Annotated in this window: 7 protein-coding genes, 1 tRNA gene and 2 pseudogenes; 7 read left to right on the top strand and 3 right to left on the bottom strand. The window is 64.0% G+C overall.

The window, feature by feature from the left end; all coding sequences use genetic code 11:
• Genes QN315_RS17375 through QN315_RS17360 form a run of 4 tightly spaced genes read left to right on the top strand, consistent with a single transcriptional unit; the run spans position 1 to position 4,500 of the window.
• Positions 1-1,572, top strand: a complete 1,572-nt coding sequence (locus tag QN315_RS17375; protein WP_323993616.1) for an ABC transporter ATP-binding protein — start codon at positions 1-3, stop codon at positions 1,570-1,572.
• Positions 1,572-2,627, top strand: a complete 1,056-nt coding sequence (locus QN315_RS17370; protein ID WP_323993614.1) for an ABC transporter permease — start codon at positions 1,572-1,574, stop codon at positions 2,625-2,627. Before QN315_RS17375 ends, QN315_RS17370 begins: the two co-directional genes overlap by 1 nt.
• Complete coding sequence (locus QN315_RS17365) at positions 2,624-3,562, top strand: ABC transporter permease (protein ID WP_323990651.1); 939 nt, start codon at positions 2,624-2,626, stop codon at positions 3,560-3,562. The genes QN315_RS17370 and QN315_RS17365 overlap by 4 nt, the downstream gene beginning before the upstream one ends.
• Positions 3,563-3,573: 11 nt before the next feature.
• Positions 3,574-4,500 (top strand): aromatic ring-hydroxylating dioxygenase subunit alpha, encoded by a 927-nt coding sequence (locus QN315_RS17360; RefSeq protein WP_323990649.1) that lies wholly within the window; start codon positions 3,574-3,576, stop codon positions 4,498-4,500.
• Between the two features lie 13 nt (positions 4,501-4,513).
• On the opposite strand, the gene QN315_RS17355 is transcribed toward QN315_RS17360, so the two are convergent.
• On the bottom strand, positions 4,514-5,692 hold the full coding sequence (locus QN315_RS17355; RefSeq protein ID WP_323990648.1) for an ABC transporter substrate-binding protein: 1,179 nt from the start codon (positions 5,690-5,692) through the stop codon (positions 4,514-4,516).
• Between the two features lie 245 nt (positions 5,693-5,937).
• Here QN315_RS17355 and QN315_RS17350 point away from each other — a divergent pair.
• A tRNA-Asn gene (locus QN315_RS17350) sits at positions 5,938-6,013 on the top strand.
• Between the two features lie 218 nt (positions 6,014-6,231).
• On the opposite strand, the pseudogene QN315_RS17345 reads toward QN315_RS17350, so the two are convergent.
• Positions 6,232-6,983, bottom strand: a pseudogene (locus QN315_RS17345) (IS5 family transposase).
• 227 nt (positions 6,984-7,210) lie between these two features.
• Here QN315_RS17345 and QN315_RS17340 point away from each other — a divergent pair.
• A complete protein-coding gene (locus QN315_RS17340; RefSeq protein ID WP_323990646.1) occupies positions 7,211-12,037 on the top strand; it encodes a hypothetical protein in 4,827 nt (1,608 codons plus the stop codon).
• A gap of 107 nt (positions 12,038-12,144) precedes the next feature.
• Here the strand turns inward: QN315_RS17340 and QN315_RS17335 are convergent.
• Positions 12,145-12,920: pseudogene (locus QN315_RS17335) on the bottom strand (Fic family protein); the annotation flags it as partial.
• Between the two features lie 295 nt (positions 12,921-13,215).
• Here QN315_RS17335 and QN315_RS17330 point away from each other — a divergent pair.
• On the top strand, positions 13,216-14,187 hold the full coding sequence (locus QN315_RS17330) for an ion channel (RefSeq protein WP_323990644.1): 972 nt from the start codon (positions 13,216-13,218) through the stop codon (positions 14,185-14,187).
• Positions 14,188-14,231: the final 44 nt, after the last annotated feature.

The raw sequence follows: 14,231 nt of genomic DNA, 5'->3' as shown, positions 1-14,231 counted from the left end.
ATGCCTCCCGACGCCCCGCCCCCCGTCGCGCCGGGCACGCCGCCGATCCTGCAACTGCAAGGGATCTGCAAATATTTCCCCGGCGTCATCGCCAACCAGGATGTCGATCTCGACGTCCGCCCCGGCGAGATCCATGCCCTGCTGGGCGAAAACGGCGCCGGCAAATCCACCCTGATGAACGTCGTCACCGGCATCTACCAGCCCGATGCCGGCGAAATCGTACTGGACGGCTACGGCCGGCGCTTCGCCGCGCCGCAGGAGGCGATCCAGGCCGGCATCGGCATGGTGCACCAGCATTTCAAGCTGGTCCCCGCCTTCACGGTCGCCGAAAACATCCATCTCGGCTGGCGCGACACCCCTGCCCGCGCCGGCGCCGCGATATTGGAATCGCGCACCCGCGCCCTGTCCGAACGATTCGGCTTTCCCGTCCGCCCCGACGCCCGCGTCGCCGACCTCTCGGCGGGCGAGCAGCAACGCGTGGAAATCCTGCGCGTGCTGTCCCGCCAGGCCCGGCTGCTGATCCTCGACGAACCCACGGCCGTGCTCACCCCGGCCGAAAGCCGCGAACTGTTCCGCGCGCTGCGCGCCTTCCGCGCCCAGGGCAACGCCGTGATCCTGATCAGCCACAAGCTCGACGAGGTCATGGACATCTCCGACCGCATCACCATCCTGCGCGCCGGACGCAATATCGGCACCTTCCGCACGCCGGACTGCACCCCCGCCTCCCTGGCTTCCACCATGGTCGGGCGCGTCATCACCCGCCGCGACATGCGCGCCCGCCCGCCGGGCGCCGCCCCCGTGGCCCCGGCACCGGTGCTCAGCCTGCGCGGCGCCACCTGCCACGATTCGCGCGGGGTCGAAACCCTGCGCGACGTCACGCTGGACCTGCATGGCGGCGAAATCCTCGGCATCGCCGGCGTGGCCGGCAACGGCCAGCGCGAACTCACCCAGGTGCTCACCGGCATGCTGCCCCTGTCGTCGGGCACATTGCTGCTGGACGGCCGGCGCGTACCCGGGGCCGACGCCGCCGCCTTCGCCCGCGCCGGCATCGGCCATATCCCCGAGGACCGGCTGCGCAGCGGCCTCGCCCCCGCGCTCGGCATCACCGAGAACATGGCGCTGCGCGAATATCGCCACCCGCCGATCGGCGGACGCGGCCTCTACCGCCCGGCCGCCGCCGAATCCCTGGCCCGCACGATCGCCCAGGCCGCCGAGGTCCGCATCCCCGATTTCGCCATGCCCATCCGCAACCTGTCGGGCGGCAACCAGCAGCGCCTGGTCGCCAGGCGGGAAATCCGCATCGCCCGCCGGGTGCTGGTCGCCGCCTATCCCAGCCGCGGGCTGGATATCGGCGCGATCGCCACCGTGCTGCGCTACCTGACCGACCTGCGCGACCAGGGCGTGGCCGTGGTCCTGGTCTCCGAGGATCTCGAGGAATTGCTGAACGTCGCCGACCGCATCGGCGTGCTCTTCCACGGACGGCTGATGGCGACCATCGACGCCGCGACGGCGGACATGGAAACGATCGGCCTGCTGATGGGCGGCCGCACCGGCGCCGGAGGGACCGCGTGATGGCCACCCGACTGCAACGCCTTCCCACCATTTCCCCCGCCCGGCGCCTGGCTTGGCGCGCCGGCGCGATCCTGGCCGCCCTGCTCGTCACCACCCTCTTCCTCGCCGCCTCGGGGCGCGACCCGCGCCTGCTGGCCGACCTGGTCGTCCGCTCCACCGTCGGCTCCCGCTTCGGGCTCGAGGATCTGGCCCTGTTCATGACCCCGCTGATGCTGACCGGCGCCGCCGTCACCATCACCAGCCGGATCGGCATCTGGAATATCGGGGCCGAGGGCCAGGTCTACGCCGGCTCCATCGGCGCCGCCGCCATCGGCCTGTTCCTCCCCGGCCCCGCGATCGTGATCCTGCCGCTGATGGCGCTCGCCGGCATCCTGTGCGGCATGGGCTGGATCCTGATCCCCACCCTCGCCCGCGCCTATGCCGGCGTGAACGAGATCATCACCACCCTGCTGCTGAATTTCGTCGCCGCCCTGCTGACATCCTATCTCGCGGTCGGCCCCTGGCACGACCGGGTCACCGGCGCGCTGGCCTCGACCGGCCGCCTGCCGGTCCAGATCCCCGAATTCTGGGGCGCGGTGCATTGGGGCTTCCCCCTGGCGCTCGCGATCGTGCTGGCCCTCGCCCTGCTGATGGCCCGCACCGGCTGGGGCTACCAGGTCACGATCAGCGGCGCCAACGACCAGGCCGCGCGCTATGCCGGCATACCGGTCCGCGCCAGGATCATCGCCGTCATGCTGGCCTCCGGCGGCCTCGCCGCGCTGGCGGGCGTCTTCGAACTCGCCGGCACCGTCCATCGGCTGCAGGGCGGCCTCGCCAATAATTTCGGCTATTTCGGCATCGTGGTGGCGGTGCTGGCGCGCGGCTCCTGCCTCAACGTGCTGCCCGCCGCGCTGCTGATGGCCTTCATCCTCGATTCCGGGATCGTGCTCCAGACCCAGCAACTCACCGCATCGACCGTGCTGGCCATCACCGGCCTGGTCCTGTTCCTGATCGCCCTCGGCGACGAACTGGCGCATTACCGCCCGGTCGCCCCCCGCGCGGAGCCCACGCCATGATCGCGCTGCTCACCGGCATGCTCACCACCGCCATGCTCGCCGGCGGCGTGCTCGCCCTCGCGGCGCTGGGCGAGGTCCTGGCCGAGCGGGTCGGCGTCACCAATCTCGGCGTCGAAGGGCTGATGTCCATGGGCGCCGTGGTCGCCATCATCACCGTGGTCGCCACCCCCCACCCCTGGCTCGGCCTGCTGGCCGCGACACTGACGGGCGCCGCCGGCGGCATGGTCTTCGCCTTCGCCACCGTCATCGTCCGCGCCAACCAGGTCCTGTGCGGCCTCGCGGTCACCTTCCTCGGGCTCGGCCTCTCCGCCACGATCGGCCATGACTACGCCGGCATCCCCTCGCCCGTGACCTTCGGCCGCGCGCCCATCCCCCTCCTGTCGGCGATTCCGGTCGTCGGCCCGGCCTTCTTCGGCCAGAACGTCCTCGTCTATCTCATCTACCTGCTGCTGCCGGCGGCCGCGACCCAGCTTCTCTTCCACACGCGCCACGGCCTCAATCTGCGCGCCGTCGGCGAAAACCCCGCCGCCGCCGACGCCGCCGGCATCCCGGTCGCGTCCATCCGCTTCTGGTACGTCACCCTGGGCGCCGCCCTGGCCGGGGCCGCCGGGGGCTACCTCACCCTGGCCTACGTTCCCGTCTGGTCCGAGGGCCTGGTCGCCGGCCGCGGCTGGATCGCCCTGGCCCTGGTCATCTTCGCCGGCTACCGCCCCTTCGCGGCCACCTGCTCCGGCCTGCTGTTCGGCCTGATCACCGCGCTGGCCTATGTGGGCCAGGCCCGCAACTGGCCGATCGCGCCCGCCTTCCTCAATATGCTGCCCTATCTGGGCACAATGGCGTTCATCATCGTTCCGGTGGTGGTCTGGCACCGCATGCGCCGCATCATGGCCGCCCCGGCCGCCCTCGGCGTGCCCTACCACCGCAACGTCCGCTGACGAGGCTCCGCATGACCCAGGCACCCGCGCCCCAGACTGCCGCGCCCCAGACTGGCACGCCCCAGACCGCCACGTCCCCCGATCCGCAGGACCGCGCCGTCCGCGATGCCTGGTACGCCGTCGGTTTCCTCGATCATCTCCCCCCGGGCAATCACCACACAAGCCTGCTCGGCACCGACCTGCTGATCCGCCGCCAGGATCACGGCACGTTCCGGGTAACGGCCGGCGACACCCTTTTGCCGACGGCCCTCCGCCACGGCTGCCTCTGGACCAGCCTCGGCACCCCGCCCGCGTCCCCCGTCGCCATCCCCGAGGCCGCCGAACCCGACCGCCGCCTCGTCTGCTGCGGCTCGGTCGCGGTGCACGCTTCCGGCCTCCGCGTGGTCGAGAATTTCCTCGACCTCGCGCATTTCCCCTTCGTCCATACCGGCATACTGGGCGCCGAACCGCATACCGAGGTCGCGCGCTACCACACCGAACTGCGCCGCGACGCAACCGACAGCATGACCGGTGGCGCGACCGAGGTCTGGGCCACCGACTGCCGCTTCCACCAGCCCCAGGCCGCCCGCTCGGCCCAGGCGGCGCTCGAAACCCGCTATATCTACCGCGTCGCCACCCCCTTCGTGACGCTGCTCTACAAGACCTGCCCCAACGACCCGGTCCGCCCGGACGTGATCGCCCTGTTCGTCCAGCCCACCGCGCCCGATCGCTGCCTGGCCCACCCGGTCATGTTCCTGCTCGACGATTTCTCGCCGCAGGCCGATCTCGTCCAGTTCCAGCAACGCATCTTCCTCCAGGACCGGATCATCCTGGAAAACCAGCGCCCCCGCCTGCTGCCGCTCGATCCCCGCGCCGAAATCCCCACCCGCGCCGACTCCCTCTCGGTCGCCTACCGGCGCTGGCTGAAGGAACAGAACATACGCTACGGCGCCACCTGACCGCGCGCTCTTCCTAACGCGGCCCCGCTCCCAGCGGCCAGAACGACCGCGCCGCATCGGCCTGCAGGGCATTGAAACAGACCCGCCGCGCATAGGCCGCCGAACCGACCGTATCCGGCACCCGCCCCAGCAATTTCATCTCGTCCACATATTGCGCCACCTGCACCCGCAGATCGGCGCCCACCGGGCTGACGCCCAGCCGCTCATGGCGCAGCATCGCCAGGATGTCGGCCTGCCCCGTCCCATCGCCCTGCCCCGCCATCAGCGACGCCGCCTGCGCCGGATGGTCGCGGATCCAGTCCGACGCCGCGCGCAACGCCATGACCAGCGCCGCCGCAGCCGCCGGATCGGCCTGGAGGAACGTATCCGACAGGCTCAGGGCCAGGTTGGCGCGCGCCCCGTAATTGCCGTTCACGCTGTTGGCCAGTTCGAAGAACGGCGAATCGGCCGCATGCAACAGCCGCCACGCCAGCGGATCATGCGCCGCGACCGCATCGATCTCCCCGGCCCGCGCGGCCGCCTCCACCTGCTCCGGCGGCAGCGTCAGCCACTGTACGGCCCTGTCCGGATCGATCCCCTTCCGCCGCATCATGACCGAGAAGAACAGCCGGTCCGCCATGTCCGGATCCGTCACCGCGATCCGCAGGCCCGCCACGTTGTCCAGCCGGGTGATCTTCACCTTGCGCCGCACCAGCAGCCGGAACGTGCCCGATTGCAGGCCGGCCACCAGATGCGCCGGCACCCCGCCATGCTGGCCTCCCTGCAGGCCCCCCTGCTGATACACATCCAGCCATGTCAGGATCGGCGACACCGCGCCGACCGCCCGCCCCGCCGCGAGGGCGGCGATCGCCGCCCGCCCGTTCGGCACGCCGCCGGCCAGGGATACGTCCAGGTGATAGCTGGCGAAGAAATTGGCCCGCGCCACAGCGAACAGCATCGGATTGGTCGCGGGCCAGGACAGGACCAGCCGCCGGAACGTCCCCTCCAGCGGCGTCCTGCCGGCAACCGCCGGAGAATGCCGCGCATGACGCAGCACCAGCCCGCCCGCGACCACCGCCCCTACGCCCACCACGCCGGCGCCCGCCGCCGCGACCAGTTCGCGTCGGCCAAGCCCGTGCCGCCCCGCCCCAAGCCGGCCCGGCCTGTGCGGACGCTCGACCACCGGCCCGGCCCCGCCGTTTCGTTCATCCATCCTGGCGCACCATCCTCCCACCCCAACAGCCGCCCAGCCAAACATGCACAAGACGCAGACGCTGATGTAGGGCGCGCCCTCCACCGCGTGAAGATACACGTCAGAACAAAAACTTACGCCACCACCACCTCACATTCCCCCATCATGCGCCCGGCGCCCCCACCCCAGCCCGACGCGTAAAAAAAACATCACGAAGGGGGTTTACCACCAAACCGGACCTCCGCTATACGGTGCCCCGGCGCTGATCCCGAATAGCTCAGTCGGTAGAGCAAGCGACTGTTAATCGCTGGGTCGTAGGTTCGAGTCCTACTTCGGGAGCCATCGCCTTTTGTACGCTACGGCGCGATATTGCGCGCCAGCGTGCGATTTTTCCCTACGCTACGATCTTATGCGCTCCTGCCGGCACAGCCAGCGTAGGACTGCGAGATCTATCGAGAGACAGGCGTAGAATAGCGATATGCGCCACGATCGCCCACCCCTTCGGAGCACACGTTGCAGAATCGGCGGCCATGGCGTGGAAAGCTAGGGTCTGTGGGGATTTAACGTGAGTTGATGACACCTGCGGCGAGATATATCATCGCCTCGAAGCTCCGGTCGGTTTTGCAGGCTCGCATGGCGATGCGCTTGAACTCCTTGAGTTTGCAGAAGAAGTTCTCGATCAGGTGACGCCATTTGTATATCTCTTCGTCAATGGCGCGCGGGTTCTTGCGCTGTGACCGTTGTGAGATGACGACTTTCGCTCCTCGCTGGTCGAGTTCTTCGATGATCCAGTTGGCATCAAAGGCCTTGTCGCCCAGCAGGGCTTCGAAGTTGATGCCATCGATCAAAGGGGCGACGCCGATCGTGTCGTAGCGGTTCCCCGGTAGCAGTTTGAAGCGAACAAGGTTGCCCAAGGCATCGGTCAGGGCCAGGATCTTGGTCGTTATCCCGCCTTTGGAACGACCAATGGCCTGGCTCTGAGTCCCCCTTTTGCGCCTTGGCCGTGCCGGTGGACCTTGACGATAGTGGCATCAACCATGGCGTATTCCATGTCGGGGTCTCCCGACAAGGCATCAAAAATCCGCTTGAAAACATCGGCTTCGCGCCAATCACGAAACCGACGGAATGCCGTATTCCAGTTGCCGAATGTGGCAGGAAGGTCCCGCCATGGGCTGCCTGTTCGGACAATCCAAAGAACCGCCTCAATGAATAGCCGGTTGTCGCGGCCACTGCGTCCGGGATCAGACAGCTTACCCAGGCAATGCGGTTCTATCTTCGCCCATTGGGCATCGGTCAGTACTAAGCGATCCATCCAGAGGGTGAATCACATCTCCGCTAAAATGGGAATCCCAAATCCCCACAGACCCTAGGTGATCGGCGGTGTATCGCAGATTTGCGCCAACAGCCGACCTTCGGGGCGCTGGCGCTCATTGAGCAGTTGTCCAGCCATCGGCACCCAGAAACCAGCCTGTTGGCGAACGCCTCTAGCTATCGTACCAACGATCGTGCTTTTTAAGCTCCTCGCGCTAATGTGGTGCGATGATCTCAATTCAGTCGCTTTGGGCGCTTGCGAACCAACTTGGATTCGATCCTGCGGTGCTTCTCACTAAAACGGGTGAGAGGGTCATCACGCACGCAGGTGGCAAAGTAGCAACCGCGGTGGGCCAACGTGTCGCGGGATCAGTTCATGCGGTCTTGTCGCACTGGACGAAACGCATCAACGACAGTTTCCCAGAGTACTTACGTGAGCGGCTCGACGAGATCGATGAGGAACGGCGGCCGGCCATCATTGAGGCCGCCTTTGTCGAGTGGGTTCAAACCCATACGAATGAAGCGGTCGAATTGTCGCGCCTGCTATTTAGAATCGTCTATCTGCGCGCTCTAATCGACTATTGTTCCGACCTTCCGGTCGTCGGAGGAACAGAAAGCCGGCTCCGCCTCGATGACGTATGGGTGCCGCAGGCATTTCGAGTCGTTCGGCCGGATCAACCGCAACAGCGCCATGCCGACGATTTGAGGTTCGAATCGTTGGTGGAGGCTGTCGCAGCATGTGGCGCTCCGTTTGTGTTGATAGGAGATTCAGGGGCAGGCAAATCGACGCAATTGCGGAAGTTGGTTCTGGACCAAGCTCGACGGCAACTCGAAACGACGGATTTCGATCAGCTTCTGGCTGAGCCATTGCCAGTCTACATCAGAGCAGAGACCATTGCACGGGAAAGGGTTGATCTCACCACAGCGATTACACTTGCGGTCTCACGCGAGATGGCAGTTCGGCTTCCGTTTGGCGTTCCGACGGATTTTTTCGATTCACGGCAGCCTGGTGCACCCAGATCCCTTTTCACCGTCGTCGACGGGCTTGACGAAATTTCTCCCGAGAGCCGGGATGATCTTATTGCCAAGATCAAGAGCCACGGAGCAGCCTTCAATATCACACTTGCAAGCCGATCGGCTCTCTCTCAGCCTGGATTCGCCTACGTCGAAATTGAAGAGCCAACGCAGGAGCAGGCAGCCGCGCTGATCTCCAGACTTACTTCAGGCGCCTATCGCCACGAGTCGATTGGTTTGGAAGATTTGCCCCGCAATCCGCTGATTCTGACGCTGTCGGCACTTATGAGACGCCAGAAGATTTCATCTCGCGCGGCGCTTTATAGAGAATTCGTGATAGATCGATTGGGGCGCAGCCAAGAATTATTGCTTCGCGAGGCGCAAATTGGGTTTAAGCTTCTGGAAGCCTGCGCAAACTTGGAATCCGACCTCGCCGGACATGCGGAGCGGCTTACGGCTGAACTTGGGCTGCTACCGAAGGGGCTTATCGGCCTCGCCAGAAACAGAAATGCAAAGGCGCTGCTCGTATCGACGGGCATCGTGCGACAGGATGGGGAGCGGCTGACCTTCATCCACGAGAGTTTCCGTAGCTATCTTAGATCCGAGGCACTGGCGAGAGTGCATCAGCCGCAGATTGCGCCTTGGCGGTCGATTTCGCCGTTCCGAGAAGGGTGGGAGATTATCGCGTTCGCGATCGAAATCTGGCGACGGGACGGCCAAGATACGACATCTGCTCTGGAGGATCTGCTCGCCTTCGGCGAGCCTGGGCTCCGATTGATCGCACAGCTTGCGAGTCGCGACCCGGGCCTTCCGACCAAGGTGATCGATCTTGCTGTCGATAAGTGGATGCATGGAAGTGAGGACGCTTGGGATCCAGGTCATATCGACGGGCCCATCCAGCAACTTACGCTTATGGCGTTTCACTATCGGTCTGCCCGCGCTTCTCTTCGCAAGGTCGCCCAAGACGATTGGACTTATTTTGAAGACGCCGCATATGCGGCCCAGGGGTTGGCAAAGGCTGGGCTTCAAAGCGAAGCACGCGCCTTCCTCATGTCGCTCAGTCGAAAGGCGGGTGCCTATTGTGGAAGCCGCGTCCTAGCCGTCGAGATTCTCATCAATATCGGTGCCGAGATGGAGGCTCGAGCCTGTGCCGATGAACTAGCCGCGGAGTGGGGGAGCAAACCGCCCGACATGGATCTGAGTTGGATGAGTCTGGCCGAAGCTTTCCATAAGCTCGGCCGGAAGCAGGCTGCAATCGATATCCTCAACCGTCTCGATCGCGAATTGAGCGGCGAACTCGACCTCAGCATACTCGCAGAAACATATCTTGCGATCGGCAAGCCAAGGAAGGCGAAGGCGGCTGCGCGGCGCGCCTTCAACACCATGAAATGGTCCCTCATGGCAAAGCGTGGCTACGACTACGATGCAGCTCAGATAGCGGCACTGCTGGATCGCGTCGGCGCGAGCCGAGAGGCCTCATTTGTCCGCAACGGACTGAAGAAGCTCGAGAATCAAGCAAGCGAGGCACTGCGGGCGGAAGCCACCGATTGCCGGCGAAGCGCGACGGACCGGCTTGGAAGCGCGCTTGAGCTTCTTGAGCGACACGATGATTTTGGACACACGGCACTTGAGGCCCTACTTAGCGACCCAGGAGCACCTCGCGACAAGCGCTTCAGTACTGTCTCGTATCTACTAGCCTCTTCTTTGCGCGAAGCCGTGATCTCAACATTAAAGCGCGTCGCCATCGATGAACCTTGGTTTCGCGTTTCATGCGGGACAGCTCTCGTGCTCGGTGGTGAGCCAGAAAAGGGTTGTGCAATCCTCAGCCGCGTGGCCTTCGAACCGGCCGAGTCGACCGGCGAGCGAGTGGAAGCGATTATGCAACTCGCCCAATCAGGCCGCATCGATCTCGCAATCGCTGCCTTTCGGCGGTTACGATATTCGGGCGATCTGAATAATCGCTGTCTGGATCCAATTGCGAACACATTTGCTCACACATCCGCTTGGCCCGAGTTTCTTGATCATTGTGGTGAACTCCTGTCATCCGACAACCGGGCTTTGCAGATCGCAGTGCTGAATACCCTCGTGCGAGCAAAGAGAGTGGAGACAGACTCAACGCGTGCCGAGAATCTGCTTCGACATATCATTCTCGATCGAGAGCTTCCGCCGGATCTGCGTATAAAGGCAGCCCGACAGTTGGATGAAATGGAGAGGGGAACGGCCCTCGATTTGGTCTTCGACATCACGACGTCTCCCGACGAGACGATGGAGGCCGGCATCGAGGCGATGCAGTTTTTGCACTATCACGACGAGTTCCTAGCGATGGATGGCGGCCACGATGTCGTGTGGGACAAGAAGCTGTCTCCGGACCAGTTCATCGAGGCGGCTCATGCCTTCCTAGCGATGATGCGCCATAGCCGCGACTCGACCTACGAGCCTCTGGCCGGAGGGAATTACGGCGCGATGGTCGAAGCTCTTCAAGAGATTGCGGCAGATGCGGCTCAACCGATCGAGCGCCGTTTCGCCGCCGCGCGTTTGAAGGATCAAAATGATGCCAGCGACCGTTTACACGACCCGTTCTGGCCCGGAGTAGACGCCATCTGTCAGGATGAGGCGACACCCATCCGACTGCGCTGGCCTGCCATCCGCTATGCTCTTCGTAAGGATCCGACGCGGATCGAGCGCTGGCGGACCGTGCTCGACAGCGGGGAACTCGGTCATCTTGAGGCGGCGTATGTTTACCTGGCCGCTGACTGGCGCGATGCGGCGGCTGAACGCTTCCATCTTGCTCTCGCCGAGGAGGCAGGCCTGCACATACGCGTGCGGATCTGGAAAGAACTTGTGCTTCTGGTCGAAGGGCCGCTTGCCGGTCGGGAAGCAGCGACCGCTCTTTCCGAAGCTCTGAATTCAGGTCAGGTCAACGACCTCGAATTAGAATTACTCGAAGACCTGTTGCTGTTGAGCAAGGCCGTTCTTCCAACTGAGGAATTTATTGACCTGGCGAAGGCGGTAGCGAGCCAGAAAGGTCTGAGCGCATATGACATCACGTCAGTAGCCCGAACTCTCGTCGAATATGGCGCGATAACAATTGTCCGCGCGATTGTAGGAGCGCGGAAGATCTCTTTGCAAAAGCGGCTCCGAACTGATGATGCGGCGCTCTACGAGCTCGCCCATCTCCATCGCCTTCAAGCAGAACTGGGGGAGCGAGACGACGCTGCGAAAACGCTGAACGACATCTGTTCGAACACCCAGCTTGGCATCTCTCAACGAGCATTCGTTTGTCGCATTCTGTCCGAGCTTGGCAGGACAGGCGATGCGCGCGCTCGCTTGCTAAGGCTTTCGACCAGAGCCACAACCTGTGCCGACCAACTGGCCATTGGTAGGGTTGCTATCGACATTCATGATTGGTCGTTGGCGCGGCGTATTTTTCTTGCTGTGGCAAAATCCGCGTTAGCTATACCCCGCGAGCGGGTCAACTGTGTCAAGGGGTTGGCAAAGGTCGGGCTCAAGGAAAATGCAAGAGGTCTGCTTTCGTCGGTCGATCTCATTGCCCAAGATCTGGTCTGGCCAGACGGGATTGAAGCCTTGGCCGCCTGCGGCCAGGCAAATCGCGCAATTGCAATATGCCGGGAATACATTGAACGCGCTGAAATATGCACTCTAGATAAAATGGAGGCTCTCGGGAGCCTGGGAGATACGGTCTCGAAAGAGGTGGCGCGAAAACTTATTGTCCTTTTGGTATCCGAACGCGGTTGTGACGCGAGCGCGTGCGCCAGGGGGGCGGAGTTGCTCCACACCTTTGGGTTTGAAGCAGAAGCGCGTTCGATCCTGTTCACGCTAGCTACTCAGCCCATACCCGATGTTTATGATGCACTCTGGATTGCGGACGCCTGTCTTCTCTGCGATCTACCGTTCGCAGCCGACGGGATCCTACAGTCAATCAACTCAGAGGTGCTTGATAGCGAACTGCGGCAGCGATACGTGGAACTTCGATCTCAAGTCCGCATCGCGCACCTTGGAAATGAAAGTAAATATTCTTGAGTAGAAGTCGGAATGTTTTAATTATTTATTTCGTCATAAACTGACGATATTGCCTTTAATGCTATCTCTTAGCACCCTAGAAATGCACCGATTTCACAGAAGATCCGTTAAGCGCGATACGGCTCACCGTCGCCCAAGTTCGCTAGCGAATAGCTCGTGCTGCGCCCGCCCGCCTCGTCCTTCACGAGCACGCCGCGCGCGACGAGGTCGTTGATGTCACGCAAGGCCGTGTCGGGCGATGTCTTCGCGAGCGTCGCCCATTTCGAGGACGTGAGTTTACCTTCGAAACCGTCCAGCAGCCGGTTGACGACCTTACGCTGGCGCTCGTTGAGCGGCTGCCCGACCATCGCCTCCCAGAACCGCGCTTTGCGAAGGACATTGGCGAGGATCGCCTCGGCGCCGTCGAATGCGCGTTCGAGACAGCCCAGGAACCACTGCAGCCATGCGGTGATGTCGAGACTGCCTTTCTGGGTCCGCTCGAGGATGGCGTAATAGTCCTTCCGCTCCAGGCGGACCTGCGCGGACATGCTGTAGAAGCGCTGCGGGCTGCCTTCCGATCGCGCCAGCGTCATGTCGGCGATAGCGCGGGCGATGCGGCCGTTTCCGTCCTCGAGGGGATGATCGTAACGAACCACAAATGGGCGATCGCCGCCTTCACGACGGGGTCGAGCGGCGCCGCGCCGTTGAACCATTCGATGAAGGCGGCCATCTCGTCGTCGAGCCGCGACGCCGCCGGCGCTTCATAATGCACCATCTCGCGTCCGATCGGGCCGGACACGACCTGCATCGGGCCCGACGCCTCGTTGCGCCAAGCGCCGACGATGATCTTGGTCATGCCGCTGCGCCCGGTCGGGAAAAGCGCCGCATGCCAGGCGAACAGCCGGATCACGGTCCCGATCGCGCTTCCGTCGCTTCGGAAGCTGTGGCGAAGGTTCGACGGCAATCGGCAGTTCGTAGTTCTGGGTTTCGTCGGTCCCGGGGAGCCACCCTTCCTTCGCATTCAAGCCGTCAAATCGGCCGATTATGCCGAACGCCCCATCTGAGGGCGCCTTCGCGTCGGCATCGGCGCGTCCATGGCCCCGGCGCATGGGACCCAGCCGCTTTCCCCGATACGCAAGCCCCCGCGTGCATCCTATGCCGGTCATACGGCAAAAGGGCTACAGAGGGGACGAACGCACGTGGATGACGACACCAGCGGAACGGGAACCCGACCAGACACCGCCGGCCGCCCGAACAAGCCCGCCGCACGGCACGCACCCCACCGGCCTCAGGCCCTGGCCCGCCTGCTGAACCACCATGCGCTCGAGGATCGCGGCCACGACAACATCGTCCGGATCGGCCATGCCGACCGGGCCTGGTCGGACCTGTATCACCACGCGCTGACAATGCGCTGGACCACGTTCTTCTGGTCCTCGCTGGTCCTCTATATCGCCATCAATGCCGGATTTGCGCTGCTCTACATGGCGGTCCCCGGCCAGGTGACGGGCACCCGGCCCGGCGCGTTCTGGGATTTCTTCTTCTTCAGCATCCAGACCCTGTCCACCGTCGGGTACGGCGTGATGGCGCCGATCGGTCCCGCGGCCCACGCGATCACGTCCTGCGAGCTTCTGGGCGGCATGATCCTGAACGCGGTGGCGACCGGCCTGGTCTTCGCCCGTTTCGCACGCCCCAAGGCGCGGATCCTGTTCAGCGACCGCGCCCTGATGCGCGTCGAGGACGGCACGACCCATCTGGGCGTCCGGATCGCCAACCGGCGCCTCAGCCCCATCCTGTCCGTGGGGGTGGAAATGTTCCTCGCCCGGCTGATCGTGCAGCCGAACGGCCGGCTGGCGCGACGGTTCGACCCGCTGCCCCTGGCGCAGTCGCACGTCCCGGTACTGCGCTTCGCCTTCCCGCTGCTGCACGTCATCGACGACGCCAGTCCCCTGGCCGGCCTGACGATCGCGGCCCTGCGCGCCGAAGAGGCCGAAATCATCATCACCGTGACCGGCACTGACGAAATCTCCGGCCAGACGGTCTTCGCCCGCAACGCCTATGGGTTCGACCGCGTGCTCTACAACCATCGCTTCGTCGATATCATCGACGCCGCGCCGGACGGGCGGATCACCGTGGATTACACCCGCTTCCACGCGACCGAGGACAACGCCTGAACGGCGGAATCAAAGCCCCCGCGTTCGAAGGGCCCGCCGGTCCG

The organism is Nguyenibacter sp. L1, assembly GCF_035199985.1.
GTDB classification, from domain to species: Bacteria; Pseudomonadota; Alphaproteobacteria; order Acetobacterales; family Acetobacteraceae; genus Gluconacetobacter; species Gluconacetobacter vanlangensis.
This window is presented reverse-complemented; position numbering and strand designations above follow the sequence as displayed.

Excerpts from the sequence above, each read along its gene's own strand:
- QN315_RS17340 (WP_323990646.1), top strand. The coding sequence starts at position 7,211 with ATGATCTCAATTCAGTCGCTTTGGGCGCTTGCGAACCAACTTGGATTC.
- QN315_RS17355 (WP_323990648.1), bottom strand. The coding sequence starts at position 5,692 with ATGGATGAACGAAACGGCGGGGCCGGGCCGGTGGTCGAGCGTCCGCAC.
- QN315_RS17370 (WP_323993614.1), top strand. The coding sequence starts at position 1,572 with ATGGCCACCCGACTGCAACGCCTTCCCACCATTTCCCCCGCCCGGCGC.
- QN315_RS17365 (WP_323990651.1), top strand. The coding sequence starts at position 2,624 with ATGATCGCGCTGCTCACCGGCATGCTCACCACCGCCATGCTCGCCGGC.
- QN315_RS17360 (WP_323990649.1), top strand. The coding sequence starts at position 3,574 with ATGACCCAGGCACCCGCGCCCCAGACTGCCGCGCCCCAGACTGGCACG.
- QN315_RS17375 (WP_323993616.1), top strand. The coding sequence starts at position 1 with ATGCCTCCCGACGCCCCGCCCCCCGTCGCGCCGGGCACGCCGCCGATC.